11 protein-coding genes are annotated in these 14,759 nt (G+C 61.8%); 1 reads left to right on the top strand and 10 read right to left on the bottom strand.

The window, feature by feature from the left end:
* The first annotated feature begins 206 nt into the window (after window positions 1–206).
* Window positions 207–2,342 (top strand): YgiQ family radical SAM protein, encoded by a 2,136-nt coding sequence (locus FGQ61_RS05210; protein ID WP_249360947.1) that lies wholly within the window; start codon window positions 207–209, stop codon window positions 2,340–2,342.
* Here the strand turns inward: FGQ61_RS05210 and FGQ61_RS05205 are convergent.
* The 10 genes from FGQ61_RS05205 to FGQ61_RS05160 all read right to left on the bottom strand — a co-directional run bounded on the left by FGQ61_RS05205 (window position 2,339) and on the right by FGQ61_RS05160 (window position 14,533).
* Entirely contained in the window at window positions 2,339–3,250 is a 912-nt protein-coding gene (locus tag FGQ61_RS05205; protein WP_171021516.1) for a CPBP family intramembrane glutamic endopeptidase, read from the bottom strand. The genes FGQ61_RS05210 and FGQ61_RS05205 overlap by 4 nt on opposite strands.
* 23 nt (window positions 3,251–3,273) lie before the next feature.
* Window positions 3,274–3,495, bottom strand: a complete 222-nt coding sequence (locus FGQ61_RS05200) for a type II toxin-antitoxin system RelB/DinJ family antitoxin (protein WP_022093947.1) — start codon at window positions 3,493–3,495, stop codon at window positions 3,274–3,276.
* Between the two features lie 216 nt (window positions 3,496–3,711).
* On the bottom strand, window positions 3,712–5,088 hold the full coding sequence (locus tag FGQ61_RS05195; RefSeq protein WP_138374796.1) for an ATP-binding cassette domain-containing protein: 1,377 nt from the start codon (window positions 5,086–5,088) through the stop codon (window positions 3,712–3,714).
* A 3-nt stretch (window positions 5,089–5,091) separates the two neighbouring features.
* Window positions 5,092–6,150 (bottom strand): ABC transporter substrate-binding protein, encoded by a 1,059-nt coding sequence (locus FGQ61_RS05190; RefSeq protein ID WP_138374795.1) that lies wholly within the window; start codon window positions 6,148–6,150, stop codon window positions 5,092–5,094.
* Window positions 6,151–6,152: 2 nt separating this feature from the next.
* Window positions 6,153–7,964 (bottom strand): NADH-dependent [FeFe] hydrogenase, group A6, encoded by a 1,812-nt coding sequence (locus tag FGQ61_RS05185; RefSeq protein WP_229025918.1) that lies wholly within the window; start codon window positions 7,962–7,964, stop codon window positions 6,153–6,155.
* Entirely contained in the window at window positions 7,958–9,790 is a 1,833-nt protein-coding gene (locus tag FGQ61_RS05180) for an NAD(P)-binding protein (protein ID WP_138374794.1), read from the bottom strand. Before FGQ61_RS05180 ends, FGQ61_RS05185 begins: the two co-directional genes overlap by 7 nt.
* A gap of 255 nt (window positions 9,791–10,045) precedes the next feature.
* Window positions 10,046–11,428: a 6-phospho-alpha-glucosidase gene (locus tag FGQ61_RS05175; RefSeq protein WP_118259221.1), complete on the bottom strand. Its 1,383-nt coding sequence runs from the start codon at window positions 11,426–11,428 to the stop codon at window positions 10,046–10,048.
* Window positions 11,429–11,431: 3 nt separating this feature from the next.
* Window positions 11,432–13,048 carry a PTS transporter subunit EIIC gene (locus FGQ61_RS05170; protein WP_138374793.1) on the bottom strand — a complete coding sequence of 539 codons (1,617 nt, stop codon included), beginning with the start codon at window positions 13,046–13,048 and terminating at the stop codon, window positions 11,432–11,434.
* A 99-nt stretch (window positions 13,049–13,147) separates the two neighbouring features.
* Window positions 13,148–14,002, bottom strand: coding sequence for a PRD domain-containing protein (locus tag FGQ61_RS05165; protein WP_138374792.1), 855 nt, complete (start codon window positions 14,000–14,002; stop codon window positions 13,148–13,150).
* A gap of 18 nt (window positions 14,003–14,020) precedes the next feature.
* Window positions 14,021–14,533: a PTS sugar transporter subunit IIA gene (locus tag FGQ61_RS05160; RefSeq protein WP_171021515.1), complete on the bottom strand. Its 513-nt coding sequence runs from the start codon at window positions 14,531–14,533 to the stop codon at window positions 14,021–14,023.
* Window positions 14,534–14,759 lie beyond the last annotated feature (226 nt).

Genomic DNA, 14,759 nt, shown 5'->3' with positions numbered 1-14,759 from the left:
CATAGCCGCCGTTCATACTGTAACCCATTGACAACATGGCGTGCGCGCGAGACGACCCCTTCGACACAGGGATACACAGTCTGGAAACAAACGACACCCGCATCGACGCGCCGATCCGCCAGCCCATGTACTCCACCAGTCTTTTTAGCCCCGTCCCAAAAAGACTGGTTACAATTACGTGCAGCATACAAACACCGGGAGGGATCGTGGCAAAAAAGCCTCAGTACGCTCAGAACAACCAGCGCAGTCAGCAGGGCAAACAGGGCCAGCAGCAAAAGCGCGGCGGCAAGGCCCAGGGCGGCCACGCCACTCATACCCCGGCAGCGCCTGCCCGTCCCTGGCGCCCGGGCCGCGACAAGTTCCTCCCCGTCAGCCGCGCCGATATGGACGCGCGCGGCTGGGACCAGTGCGACTTTGTCTACATCTGCGGCGACGCCTACGTGGACCACCCCAGCTTTGGCATGGCCATCGTCAGCCGCGTACTCGACGCGCACGGCTACAAGGTGGGCATCATCTGCCAGCCCGACTGGACCGATCCTGCCAGCATCAGCGTGCTCGGCGAGCCGCGCCTGGGCTTTTTGGTCAGCGCCGGCAACATGGACTCCATGGTCAACCACTATTCGGTGACCAAGCACCGTCGCCATACCGACGCCTATACCCCCGGTGGCGAGGAGGGGCACCGCCCCAATCGTGCCGTCACGGTCTACGGCAACCTCATCCGTCAGACGTTCAAGGACGCTCCCATCATCATCGGCGGCATCGAGGCAAGCCTGCGCCGCCTGGCTCACTACGACTACTGGCAGGACAAGCTCAAGCGCTCGGTACTGCTCGACTCGGGCGCCGACATCCTCATCTACGGCATGGGCGAGCACGCGATTGTCGAGATCGCCGACGCGCTCGACGCGGGACTGCCCGTCGATCAGATCACCTATATCAACGGCACCGTCTACCGCACGGGTTCGCTCGACGAGGTCTACGACTACGACCTGCTGCCCAGCTGGGACGACCTTACCGCCGACAAGCTCAACTACGCACGCAGCTTCAATGTGCAGCAGCAGAATATGGACCCCATCACCGGACACCGCCTGGTAGAGCCCTACCCCAACAGCGTCTATGTGGTGCAGAACCCGCCATCGGCGACGCTCACCACCGATGAGATGGACGAGGTGGCCGAGCTCCCCTACGCACGCGATTGGCATCCCGACTACGACGCGGCAGGCGGCGTGCCGGCCTTTGCCGAGATCAAGTTTTCCATTAGCTCCAACCGTGGCTGTTTTGGCGAGTGCTCGTTTTGCGCCCTCACCTTCCACCAGGGGCGCGTGCTGCAGATGCGCAGCCACGATTCGATCATGCGCGAGGCCGAGCTGCTCACGCGCGATCCCGAGTTTAAGGGCTACATCAACGACGTGGGCGGACCGACGGCAAACTTTAGCCGCCCTGCCTGCGACAAGCAGCTCAAGCACGGCGTGTGCAAGAACAAACGCTGCCTGTGGCCGAGCGTATGCAAGAACATGGTGGTCGACGAGAGCGGCTACACACAGCTGCTGCGCGACCTGCGCCAGCTGCCGGGCGTCAAGAAGGTCTTCGTCCGCAGCGGCATCCGTTTTGACTACACCATGGCCGATGCCTCGGACGAGTTTTTGCGCGAGCTGCTGGAGCACCATGTCTCGGGCCAGCTGCGCGTGGCACCCGAGCACGTGAGCGACGCGGTGTTGTCCGTGATGGGCAAGCCGAGCCGAGCCGTCTACGACGCGTTCTGCCGTAAATTTGAACGCCTGAACCGCGAATACGGACTCAAGCAGTACGTGGTGCCATACCTGATCTCGAGCCACCCCGGCTCGACGATGAAGGAAGCTGTGGACCTTGCCGAAGCCGTGCGCGACATGGGCTACATGCCCGAACAGGTGCAGGACTTCTACCCCACGCCGTCCACCATGTCGACGTGCATGTACTACACCGGCGTGGATCCGCGCACCATGCAGCCGATCTACGTGGCGCGCGACCCGCACGAGAAGGCCATGCAGCGTGCGCTCATCCAGTATCGCAAGCCCGAGAACTACAAGCTCGTGCGCGAGGCGCTGGAAAAGGCTGGCCGCCGCGATCTGATCGGCTACACCAAGCATTGCCTGATTCGTCCCGTGCCCCCGCGCCCGGGCGAGACATCTGCTGGCGGTGGGCATGGAACCGGCAAGAAGGGCGGCAAACCACATGGCGGTGGCGCTGGCAAGGGACCCAAAGGCAGCAAGGGCCACGGCGGCATGTCGCGTGCGCAAAACACCGCAGGTCGCAATCGCGCGGCCCAGGGACGGCAGGGCGCCAACGGAGGCGGCAGGCGCAACTAGGGCAGCGGTGCGCTCGCTGCGTCCATCCCACACGCGTGGCGCAGCGAGCGCATTGCCTCAACGAGGATGACGCCGGCGATGGCGACCGTGACCACCACGTCGAGCGAGGTGTTCACAAACCAGAGCAACGTCATGAGATACGACCCGGCATTAAAGGCAAAGTGCAGCAGGATCGTGTAGCGGAGCTTTCCGGTCGTCACGAGCACCCAACCAAAGATGAGGCCGGCGGCACCCGCGTAGCAACCTTGCACCCAATTCATGTGCATAAAGCCGAAGATTGCCGCCTGCAGCACAATCGCCGCAGCGATACCCCACGTGCTTGGGGCCGCCCAGGGCACCATGGCGCCGTCCTGCGCGCTCGCACGACGCCGGCGCTTCCAAAGTGGGCGGCACTGCGGATTAAACGCTCGGAGCGAAAACTCAAAAATAATGCCGCGCACCAGCAGCTCTTCACAAAACGGGGCGCCGAGCACCGTGGTCAGGACGGCGAGATAGCTGGTGTCGCCCATGCCTGTTTCCTCGACAAGCTCGCTGTAGTCGGCCGCGGCATCGGGCAACAACGACAGCGCGGCGTCGGTCACGTAGCCAACAACCACCTGCAGGGCCAGGCCGATCACGATAACGCAGGCGATGCGTTTCCACGCCCCACGCGCTCCCCCGCCGAGCGGGTGCTCGCTTTGCCGGCGTGCCATAAACGAACGCGGCCACAGATAACGCCACCACAGCAGCGCCATCAAAAACGATGCTGTCTGCGCGACGGCCTGAAGCAATTGAATGTCGAGGTCATCGATCGAAAAACCCATGAACACCGATGCGACGCCAAGGGCGGAAAACAAAACGACGCTCAGGGCAATATCGGCAGCGACGACGCCAAAACAGGCAAGCGCCCAAATCATCGCATTGAGCATGCCAACCTCCTCCCGACGACTAGTCATTGGGGACGTTCTTCAACGACTAGCTGTTGGGGACACTCTTTGCCAAAGGCCCCGCTGGGCGAGATGTCGAACGGGAAGGTGCCGCAGCGATTGAACGCGGCGATAAACATGCGGATGGCGTTGGACGGCGTGGTGCCCACGAGCTGGGTTGCCGCCGCGAAGGCTGCCTTCTCCTCGGGCAAGACCTTCGCGACTACGGGGGTCATGTGTTCTGCCATGGCGCTTCCTTTTTTGAAACGACGGTAGTGCGGATAGATGCGGGCCACGCGGCTGGGCGACGGGCTGTGAAGGCAACCCGATTGGCCCGCATCCGGAGTTTGTTTCTGCGGCGTTGGTATTACTTGGTATTCCTAAGTATTACCCCGCAGATAGAATACCACACCCGACCCCATGGGGACGGAGGAAAACGAATCATTTTGTTGCTCAGTTAGTATTTAGAGCGTGATGATGTCCGAGATATCGAGGGCCTGAACGTCGACGACATCGTGCGTGGCGAGCAAGAGCGTGCGACCGTCGAGCAGGTCTAGCACGGCCTCGGCCGTCGCATCGCGCGCGGCGGCGTCCAGGCCGGTAAAGGGCTCATCCAGAATGACGGCACAGCCGCCACACAGCAGGGCTCGAGCGATCTCGACACGACGGCGCTGCCCGCCCGAAAGCTCAGCCACGCGAACATGCACGTCGATTCCCGGCACCAACCGGCGCAGCAAGGTCGTAGCGTTCGAAGCATCCACGCGCGCATCGGCACACACCAGCACGTTATCCAAAGCCGAGCTGCCCTCTACCAAGCGTGCATCCTGAAACACCATCGAGCACGGCGCGCACTCCCCCGCTGCCAACGAAAGCAGCGTCGACTTGCCCATCCCCGAAGCGCCCATCACGCAGATACGCCCACCCGCAGGCACGTTGAGCACCAGACCATCCAGCGCCGGCGCCCAGGGCGCACGATCGCCCACGGCAAGCGCAAGCTCCGCTGCAGTGCCATCGCTCGCAGTCCCCGCACGCCCGCACAGTCCATGCCCATGCGCCCGCACGGCCGCGCGCCACGCCACGGGTCCCGAAACCCGCAGCAGCCACACCAGCACGCGCTCACACGCCCACGAGGCGGTAACGACCAGCACGGTCCACGCCAGCAAATCAGCCGTCTCAATCAAAAGCTTTGCCTGATAGATGCGCTCGCCCACGGTGCCCACCGCCATGCCGATCAGCTCGGCTGCCACGCCGGCCTTCCAGCTCATGCCGATCACGGCGCGGGCGCACGAAAGCACAAACGGCAGGACTTCGCGCCAGGTATGGGCGCAAAACAGGCGCCAGCCGCGCACGCCATGCAGACGGAACATCTGCTCCAGCGGTTTATTCACCTGTGCCAAGCCCTCGGCCAGCGAAAAATACACGCCCGGCAGCGCCATCAAAAAGACCGCGGCGATGCTCACGCGCGCCGATCCCAACCAAATAAGCAGCAGGACCACCACGCAGGCAACCGGCGTCGCCTTAACAAACGAAAGTGCCGGAGCCACCAGGCGCGCAAACGCCCGCAACCGTGACGAAATCCCGGCAAGCACGCCACCACACACCGCGGCAAGCGCCAGCCCGCCCAGTATCCGCGCGCCCGAGCCCACCAAAATCGCCCAGGTACCGCCATCGCACACCAGGCGCAGCAGCGCCAAGGCAACAGCACCCGGCCCCGGCAAGATCAGTGGCTGCGCCACCAGCACCGCCGCGAAGACCCACACGGCAAGCCAAAAGGCGGCGACGGCACCTGCTGCCGCCACCGCCTTCATACGCTCTGTCATGTGTCGAGCAAACGCACGCACGGGCTACTCCATGTAGTAGAAATCGTCAGCCGGAAGTTTACCACCCACGGCGCTCGCGTCCGCGTCGGCCAGCACCTGCAGATACCCACTAAGTGCCGCCTTCATATCCTTGCCCGTCTGGCACACAAGCATGCACCCGGGAATCGCCTTCTCGGCAATCTTGGCGTTGTCCACGATGCCAGCATCGACCACGGCCTGCGCCCAGTCTGCCGGCGCCGCATTGACGGCCTTAACGCTCGCCGCATGGCAGTTCAAGAACTCCGCCACGGCCTCGGGATGTTCCTCGGCAAACGCGCGGCGCACCACGGTCACACCCGTCAGCAGGCGCGAACCCGTGTCACCTGCCAGCTCATCCCACACATCGGTCAGACTTACCGGCGCCGACAGCTTGCCTTCGCTCTTTGCGATGGCGGCGGTCTTGAACGGCTCCGGCAGCACGCCCACGGCAGACGGGTCGGCAAGCAGGGCCGACAGCACCTCGGTGGGCTCGCTCTTAAACTCGAGCGTCACCTGGCCGGTCAGGCCCGCGCGCTCCAGCAGGAAGTTCATGACGTACTCTGGCGTGGTGCCCTTGCCCGTCATGTAGACGGTGCGACCCGCCAGATCGCCAAACGAGGCCACATTCGCGTCGCCCGTCACAACGTTCAGCACACCCAGCGTGTTGATGTCGATGACCTGCACCGCGCCCTCGGTCTTGTTGTAGAGTACGCTCGCCACGTTGGCGGGTACCAGGGCAATGTCGATATCGCCCTGAATGACCTTGGGCACAATCTCATCGGCGGCAGTATTCATCGCAAAGTCGAACTCATTGTCCGTCTCGCCATCGGCCGCCCGGTCCATAAACTGCACCAGACCAATCGAGGTCGGCCCCTTGAGCGAGGCGACGTGCACCTCGACCGGCTCGGCAGTGGCACCGTCGGCGGCAGGCCCGGCAGCCGAACCCGCGGCGGACCCGGCACCGGCAGCCCCGCCGCCACAGCCCGCGAGCGCAAGCGACAGGGCGCCCGCGGCGAGCGCCGAGGCAAACCCCCGGCGCGACATCTCAAAATCAAACGCGCGCATCGCTAGTACGTCCCCTCGTTGGGCATCGTCCATGCGTGATGGTCAGTATGCAGCAGCTCCTCGGCCAGCGGCGAGAGCGGCTCGCCCAAGAACTCGCGGTAGCACGCCTGGACATCGGGATTCTCGTGCGAGAAGCGAATGTCCGCAGCGGCATCCAGGCCCCAGAGCACCTGGCCACGCTCGGCTGCCAGCTCGCAGCCGTCGTGGATGGGCTGACCGCCGCCACCGACGCAGCCGCCCGGGCACGCCATGACCTCAACGAAGTCATAGCTCGCACGGCCGTCGCGAATCGCGTCGAGCAGACGGGCGGCGTTGCCCAGCCCGTGCGCCACGGCGACGCGCACCCCGGTGCCATCGATATCGGCCACGGCTTCCTTCCAGCCGTCCAGCCCGCGCACATCGGTAAAGAAATCGGCATCGGGGTTCTTGCCCGTCACCAGGTAATAGGCCGAGCGCACGGCGGCCTCCATCACGCCGCCCGTGGCGCCAAAGATCACACCCGCGCCCGTGCCAAAGCCCAGCGGCGTGTCGAGCGGCTCCTCGACCAACGTGTCCACGCTCACGTGGTTCGCGCGGATCATACGTACCATCTCGCGCACCGTCAGCGCAACGTCCACATCGGGCGTGCCGTCCTCGCCCACCATGCTCGGCAGCGCGCACTCGGCCTTCTTGGCCGTGCACGGCATCACGGACACCACAAACAGACGCTCGGGCTCCACGCCCAGCACCTTGGCGTAGTAGGTCTTGGCGATGGCGCCAAACATCTGCTGCGGCGACTTTGACGTAGACAGGCTGTCGACAAACTCGGGGTAACGCGCCTTCACAAAGCGCACCCAGCCCGGGCAGCAGCTCGTGAACATGGGCCAGCCACGGCTGTCGCCCTCGCCCTTGGCGGCCTTACCCAGGCGCTCGAGCAGCTCGGAGCCCTCCTCCATAATGGTGAGGTCGGCCGAGAAATCGGTGTCGAACACGTACTCAAAGCCAACGCGGCGCAGCGCACAGGCCAAGCGCTCAACGGTGGCCTCCTCGCGAGATATGCCGAGTTCCTCTCCCCAGGCGCTACGCACGGCCGGCGCAATCTGCACCAGCACGATCTTGTCGGGATCGGCGATGGCGTCGAACACGGTCTCGGTATCGTCACGCTCGCGCAGGGCGCCCGTCGGACAATGCGTGATGCACTGACCACACGCGACGCAATCGGTCTTGCCGATCGGCGCACGCCCGCGGGTGCCCACGGCGGTATGCGTGGCGCGGTTGGTCAGGTCCCAAATCCCTAAGCCCTGCACGCTCTCGCACACCTTGATGCAGCGCATGCATTTAATGCACTTGTCGTTATCGCGAATGATGGGGAAATCGAAGTCCCAGCCCTCGCGCGCCAGGTGCTGCTCGTACGGCAAATAGAAGATGCCCAGGTCGTTGGCGATGGTCTGCAGGTTGCAGTTACCACTGCGCACGCAACTCGTACAGCGCGAGTCGTGCTGGGACAGCAGCAGCTGCACGTTGGTGCGACGCGCCTCGCGGGCCTTGGGGCTGTTGGTGCGGACCACCATGCCGTCGAGCACGTAGTTGTTGCAGGCGGCAACCAGCTGGTCGCAGCCCTCAACCTCGACCACGCACACGCGGCAGCCGCCGATCTCGTTTAGATCGCGCAGGTAGCACAGGGTGGGAATCTGGATACCGACGGACTTGGCCGCGTCCAGGATCGTGGTGTGCTCGGGCACCACGACCTCGCAATTATCGATAGTGAGCTTGACCATGTTGAGTGCTCCGCTTTCGGTGTTGTCGCTGACAGTGGGGTTGTTGAGCTCTACCATTCCAGGTTCCTCCCTCCGCGGAACGCACCAAAGCCAAAGTGGTCGCAACGCAGGCAGCGGCTTGCCTCCTGGCGTGCCTCCTCCTCGGTAAGGCCCTGCTCGACCAGATTCCAATCGTGGATGCGCTCGCCGGCCTCGCGCTCGCCCAGCTCGCAGCGGCCGCACTCGTGCTTGCCCTTAAACTGTACGGTCGGTAGCTCAACGTCAAGCTTGATCTTGTGGTCAAAGCCCAGATAGCGATCGATATTTGCCGAAGCAACGCGACCGGCGTTGATGGCCCGGATGACGGTGGCGGGACCGGTCTGGCAGTCGCCGCCGCTAAAGAGGCCATCGAAGTTGGGCACGGCGCCATCCGAATCGGTGACCACGCAGCCCCACCTGCAGGCGACGCCCATGTCCTCAAACGGCTTGGAGTCGATGTCCTGGCCGATGGCCACAAACACGCGCTCGCAGGGAATGACGCGCTCGGGTGTGGCGGCGGCACGCGGGGCCGGACGCCCACGACGGGGCTCGCCGATAATCTGCGGCTGCACGCGCAGACCGCTCACGCGACCTTCCTCGCCCATCTCGATAGCGAGCGGTGCGGTGAGCTCAAGAACCTCGCAGCCCTCGGCCTGGGCGCCGGCAATCTCGGCATCCTGCGCCGTCATGTCGCAGATGCGACGGCGGTAGACGATGCTCACCTTTTCGGCACCGCAGCGCACGGCAGAGCGCGCCACGTCCATGGCCACATTGCCGCCGCCGATGACGCACACGCGCTGGCCGCTCAGGTCGGGCAGCTCGTCGTCGCCGATGGCACGCAGCATCTTGACGGCCGACTCCACGCCGGGAGCCTCTTCGCCCGGAAGGCCGAGCTTCTTATCGCTGTGGGCACCAATGGCCAGATAGACGACATCGAACTCGTCGCGCAGGCGGGCAAGCTCCTCGCCGTTGACGGAGTGGTCGAGTTCCACGTTGATGCCGGCGCTCAAGATCCAGTCGATCTCGGCCTGCAGGCGCTCGCGCGGCAGACGGTAGCTGGGAATGCCATAGCGCAGCATGCCACCCAGGTGATGACGCTGCTCAAAGATCGTCACCTTATGGCCCATCACGGCCAGGTAGTAGGCGCAGGAAAGGCCGGCCGGGCCGCCGCCAATCACGGCGATGCGCTTGCCGGTGTTGTCAGCCACGCTGGGCTTGTAATCATTGAGGTCGCTGTGCTCAACGGCAAAACGCTTGAGGGCGAGGATGTTCATGGGATCGTCGACCATGCCGCGACGGCAGTGCATCTCGCAGGGATGCTCGCACACCAAACCGCAGACGAGCGGCAGCGGGTTGTTCTTGCGGATGACCTTGACGGCATCGGCATAGCGGCCGGCCTCGACGAGCGAAATGTACCCGGGAATGTCGACGTGCGCCGGGCAGCCCGAGACGCACGGGACGCGAGCCTCGCGGTCAAAGCCGCAGGAGTGCTCGCGGATGTGATGCTCAAAGTCGTCCCGGAAGCCACGAATGGCCGTGAGCGCCATGGCACCGGCCTCGTAACCGATGGCGCAGTCGCTCGAAAGATAGATGGTGCGGGCAGTGCGCTCAATCAAGTTGAGCGTGGACTCGTCGGCGCGGCCCTCGAGCACATCGGCGAGCAGGTCGCTCAGCGCGCTCAGGCCCACGCGGCAGGGCGTGCATTTGCCGCAGCTCTGGGTGGAGCACAGGTTGACGAGCGCCGCCGTAAACTCGACGGGGCACGGGGCGAGCGAGCTCACCGCCAGACGGCGTCCAAGCGCATCGTGCAGGTCGTCCATGACGGCCTGAGCGTGGCTGCGTTCCATTACGTGCAGTCGTGCCATAAGATCCCCTCTCATGCGGCAGCCCGGAGGCGAGGCCGGGCGAAATTGCTACACGCACAACACTGACCTATAAAGTTGTTAGGCCTCCACGCAGTTCGGCAGGCGGCATGAAATGTCACCATCAGCGGTGGAATAGAACATTACCGCAGATAAATGCCATATTTGATAAAACGCGTTACCAAATGACAATGCCCCGCCCACGCAATCACGTGGACGGGCATTGCTCCAGGTATGCGGCCAGCGACTCTGTTGCTTTTACTTAAGCTCGGGCCAGTAACCCTTGTTGGCCTCGATCATGTCGTCGAGAACCTCCTTGGCGACCTTCATCGAAGGCACGGTCTTGTTCAGCGTAAAGGCCTTGAGCGCCTTCTCGTACGAACCCTCGATCGTAGCCTCGACCACGAGCTTCTCGGAGTTCAGCTGCTGCATCATGAGGCCCTGCTGGAACAGAGGAATGTTGTCACGGCTGATGACCTCGGGGCCGTTCTTGCCAATGTAGGCAGGCAGCTCGACCATAGCGTCGTAGGGCATGTTGGGGATAGCGCCCTTGTTCTCGCAAATGACCAGGAAGCGCTGCTTGGTGTCGTTCTTCAGAGCGATGGCCAGATCGGCAATCCAGTCGCCGTGGCTGCCCGCATAGAACGTGCTCTCGTCGATCTCGCCCGTCTTCTCGTAGTGATCGATGCCGTCGAAGAGGTTCTTCTCGCGCGTCTCCTCAACCTCGTTAGCACGGGTGCGCTCGGGGTTGGAGTGCTCGACGAACTCCTTCTGCTGCAGGTAGTAGTTCAGATACGTGTTGGGCAGGTACTCCGGGAAGCACTCCATGATCTCGTACTCGCCCTTCCAGACGTAGTACCAGCTGCCCTTGGTGTGGCGATTCTGCTCGGGGTGCTCGTCGGCGGTCTCCTCGGGCTTCTTTGCCATGAGCGAGCCCATGCCCTTGAGGTAGGAATCGGGCAGCAGAATCTCATGCTCCTTGATGTACTCACGCAGCTGCGGGAGCACCTCCTCGCCCTTGTGGCGGATCGAGGTGAACCAACCAAAGTGGTTGAGGCCAAAGTAATCGTACTCGACATCCTTCTTGTCGATATCGAGCGCGGCGCAAACCACGTCGATAATCGCGATCGGCATGTCGCAGATGTTGATGATGCGAGCGTTGGGACGCAGCACACGGCAGCCCTCGGAGACGATGGCGGCAGGGTTGGAGTAGTTGAGAATCCAGTAGTCCTTCTTGGCGTACTTCTCAACGTCATCGATCAGCTCGACCATGGGGAAGATGGTGCGCATGCCGTAGGCAAGGCCGCCGCAACCGCAAGTCTCCTGACCCACGCAGCCATGACGAAGCGGAATCTTCTCGTCCTGCTCGCGCATGGCATAGCCGCCCACGCGCATCTGGGCAAACACGAAGCTCGCGTCGGTAAAAGCCGTCTTCTTGTCGGTGGTCACCGTGAGCTTGATGTCAAGGCCGAGGTCCTCGTGCAAAATCCAGTCCACGAGCACGCCGATCTTGCGCTGGCGCTCCTCGTTGATGTCGTACAGACGAATCTCGTCAACGTCGAGCTCGTCCTTGCGCAGGGCGATGGATTTGACGATGCCGGGGGTAAAGGTGGATCCGCCACCACACAGAGTAATGATCATTGTTTACTGCTCCTTCTCAATTGCGTTTTCGACCTTGTCGCGCATCTCGGCGACCTTCATGCCAAAGATGATCTGGATATTATTGCCGTTGCGGTTGATGCCGCTGTTGGGCACGTGGTTGATGAGGTCCTCATTGATGAGGTCCGGGTTCTTAACGTTCACGCGGAGACGCGTAAAGCAGTTCTCGAGCTCCTCGATGTTGTCCTTGCCGCCAAGACCTGCGACCAGGTCGGCAATACCTGCATCGACGCCCTCTGCGGGAGCTGCGGCAACAGCGCCCTGCTTCACCGCGACAGACGCGGCGGCCTCGCCCTCGGCAACGGACTCGGCGAGCTCGGACTCCTCCTCGCGACCAGGCGTGTGGAGGTTGAGCTTCTTGATGAGGAAGGTGAAGAGGAAGAAGTACAGAGCGGCGTTGACGACTCCGAGTACCAGCATAACCGGCCAGTTGGTCTTGTCGACACCGAGGACCAGGTTGGAAACCACGATGTTGATGATGCCGCCTGCAGTCGAAGCGGGCACGGAGAGGACCTTGAGCAGAACCAGGAAGATGCCGGAAAGAACCGAGTGAACGACAAAGAGCACGGGAGCGGCAAAGACAAAGAGGAAGTCCATGGGCTCGGTCACGCAGGAGAGCACGGCGGTGATGATCAGCGGGATGATAACGGCCTTGGTCTTATCCTTGTTCCCCTTGTAAGCGGTGACGATAAAGGCGAGACCGATACCGATGTAGGGCCACAGGTTGTTGAAGGTGTAGCTGTTGAAATACGTGCTATCGGAGAAGGGCTGACCCGTCATTGCCATCTCGGCAACACGGATGGGATAGGCGCCGGCGATAACCTGATCGCCCAGCGTCAGGGTACCACCCACATCGGAGAACTGGAACGGGGTGTAGATGAGGTGGTGCAGACCGGTGGGAACGAGCAGCTTGTTGAGCATGCCGTAGATAAACAGACCGATGTTGCCCGACTCCTTAATGATGCCGGCAACGGAGGAGATGGCGCCCTGAACCGGAGGCCAAACGATGCAGAAGCCAGCGCCCATGATCCAGGAAATGATGATCATGATCAGGAACGGGAAGCGAACGCCCGAGAACATCGAAAGGGCAATGGGAAACTGCTTGTTCGAGTACTTGTTGAACACGGCACCGGTGATGCAACCAAGAATGATGCCGCCAAACACGCCGGTATCGAGCACCTGGATGCCCATAACGGTGGCCTGGCCGGTTCCGGTAAGGCCGAGCATGCCGCTCGCATCGGCAAGAGAGCCGGTGGCGTTGAGCACGATGTTGTTAGCCTGCAGGAACAGGAAGAACGACATCAGGGCGATCAGCGAAGCATGGCCCTTGTTCTTCTTTGCCATGGCGCCGGCGATACCCACGCAGAACAGAATCGAGAGGTTGTTGATGATAAACATCAACGACTGATAGACAACGGCGCCCACAAGCTGGAACGGACCGGAGCCCAGCACGGGGATCAAAGCGCAAATGGTCTTGTTGGTCAGAATGATGCCCACGATGAGCAGGATGCCGGCAACCGAGAGATACATCATCGGCTGAACGATCGACTTCGCGAACACCTCCAACGGCGCTTTGAAATTGAACTTCTTTTTTGCGGTCATAGCGGTACTCCCCTTCCTTTTCCGCAAATTAAGACAGATGTGCCCTGGACAAGGCCGTGAGCCCTGCCTTATATCAATCGATGTGTGGGCACGTTATGCCTAGAGACCAGGTTCTCCAAGCAGGTTAACAATGTGATATGCGAGATAACTCTTCTCGGCATCGGTAACGACAACGTTATAGGTAGACGACAAGTGGGCGGCTATGGCGTCCGCGCACGAGAATGCGCACGGATACGCCGTTTCATCGATTCGGAACAGCGCGTCTCCGTTGATTTGCCCGGCCGTAGGATCGAGCGCTCGCTGTGCGAAAAACTGCAGGTGACGAACGAAACGTTCGTAAGGCAGCGAGGTGTCATCGAGGGTCGTAGCATAGCGCTCAGAAACAATCGCGAGCACGTCGCGAACAAGCTGGACCGAAACAATCAAACGATCGGAGCGTTGCGGCATGGTGGCGTTGACGATATGCAGCGTAATAAAACCCTGCTCTTCTTCGCTCATCTGGATGCCCATATACTCCTTGATAATCTGCAGTGCACGGCCCGCAAGTGCATACTCCTTGCGATAGAACTGCTGGATCTCGAGCAGCAACGGATTCTCACAGGAGACGCCCTTGCGCTCACGCTCCAAAGCAAGGCTGATATGGTCTGCGAGAGCAATGAGAATCTTGTCGTTGATATCAACATTGAGCTCTCGACGGAGCATCTGAACAATGTCCTCGGCAATCACGAGGTTGACGGTGGGGATGGACTCCAAAAGATGTGCCAAGCGGTCAATCGTACGCGAGTCCTGAGAAGTTCCCTCCTGCAACGCGTAGGTCTTTTCGACCGACGCCTCATCGATGGCATCGCCGGCATGACGGCCAAAGCAGAGGCCTCGACCGATGACGATGAGCTCGGAGCCATCGTCCGAAGTGACCATTGCGACGTTGTTGTTAAAAACTCGCTTGATAACCACGGCACCCACCACAAGAATTTACTCGGAAAGCCAGATAACAGGCTCTTTAACAGCAACAGGGCCGGAAGCATGCTCACGAAGAGTCGAGTTCTCCGAACGCTCGCACACGATAACGAAGACCGTGGGATCGAAGCCGGCGGCGCGGACCGCGTCGAAATCGACCTCGACGAGGGGCTGGCCCGCGTCGACATGGTCACCCTGAGCAACAAGCGCATGGAAGCCCTTGCCCTCAAGTTTAACAGTGTCGATTCCGATATGCAGCATCACCTGAGCAGAGCTGTCGTCGGACATGATGCCCAGCGCGTGCTCAGTCGGAAACAGCGCCGCAACGGTGCCGGAAACAGGAGCGCACACCGTTCCCTCTTGGGGAACCACGGCAACGCCATCGCCCACAGCACGGCTGCTAAAAGCGGGGTCATTGGTATTTTCTAGATGAACAAGCTCGCCGGAAACGGGAGCGAGGATTTCGAACTCGGAAGCTGCAGTCTTCTGCTCATCCGAACCGCCCATCAGGCGAGAAAGGAAACCCATGGTGACATGTCCCTTCATAAATATAGCCCAACCAAAATCAATCGAATGCGCCCATTGAGACGCTCGCGATCAAAGACTTTGGTTAGGCCCACGTCCGAGGGGACTCGGTAACCTTCCGCATTTCTTTTACGGGGGTTATTGTAGACAAGCCCAAAGCCGGAACAATCATTAGGGGGTGCGGACGATTTCTTGGACCGCGCCTAGGCGTATCCAAGCTTCCTGCGGT

Origin of the sequence: Collinsella aerofaciens (genome assembly GCF_005844325.1) — a bacterium.
Classification (GTDB): Bacteria; Actinomycetota; Coriobacteriia; order Coriobacteriales; family Coriobacteriaceae; genus Collinsella; species Collinsella aerofaciens_G.
Note: the sequence above shows the minus strand (reverse complement) of the source record. Positions and strands in the feature narration are given on the sequence as shown.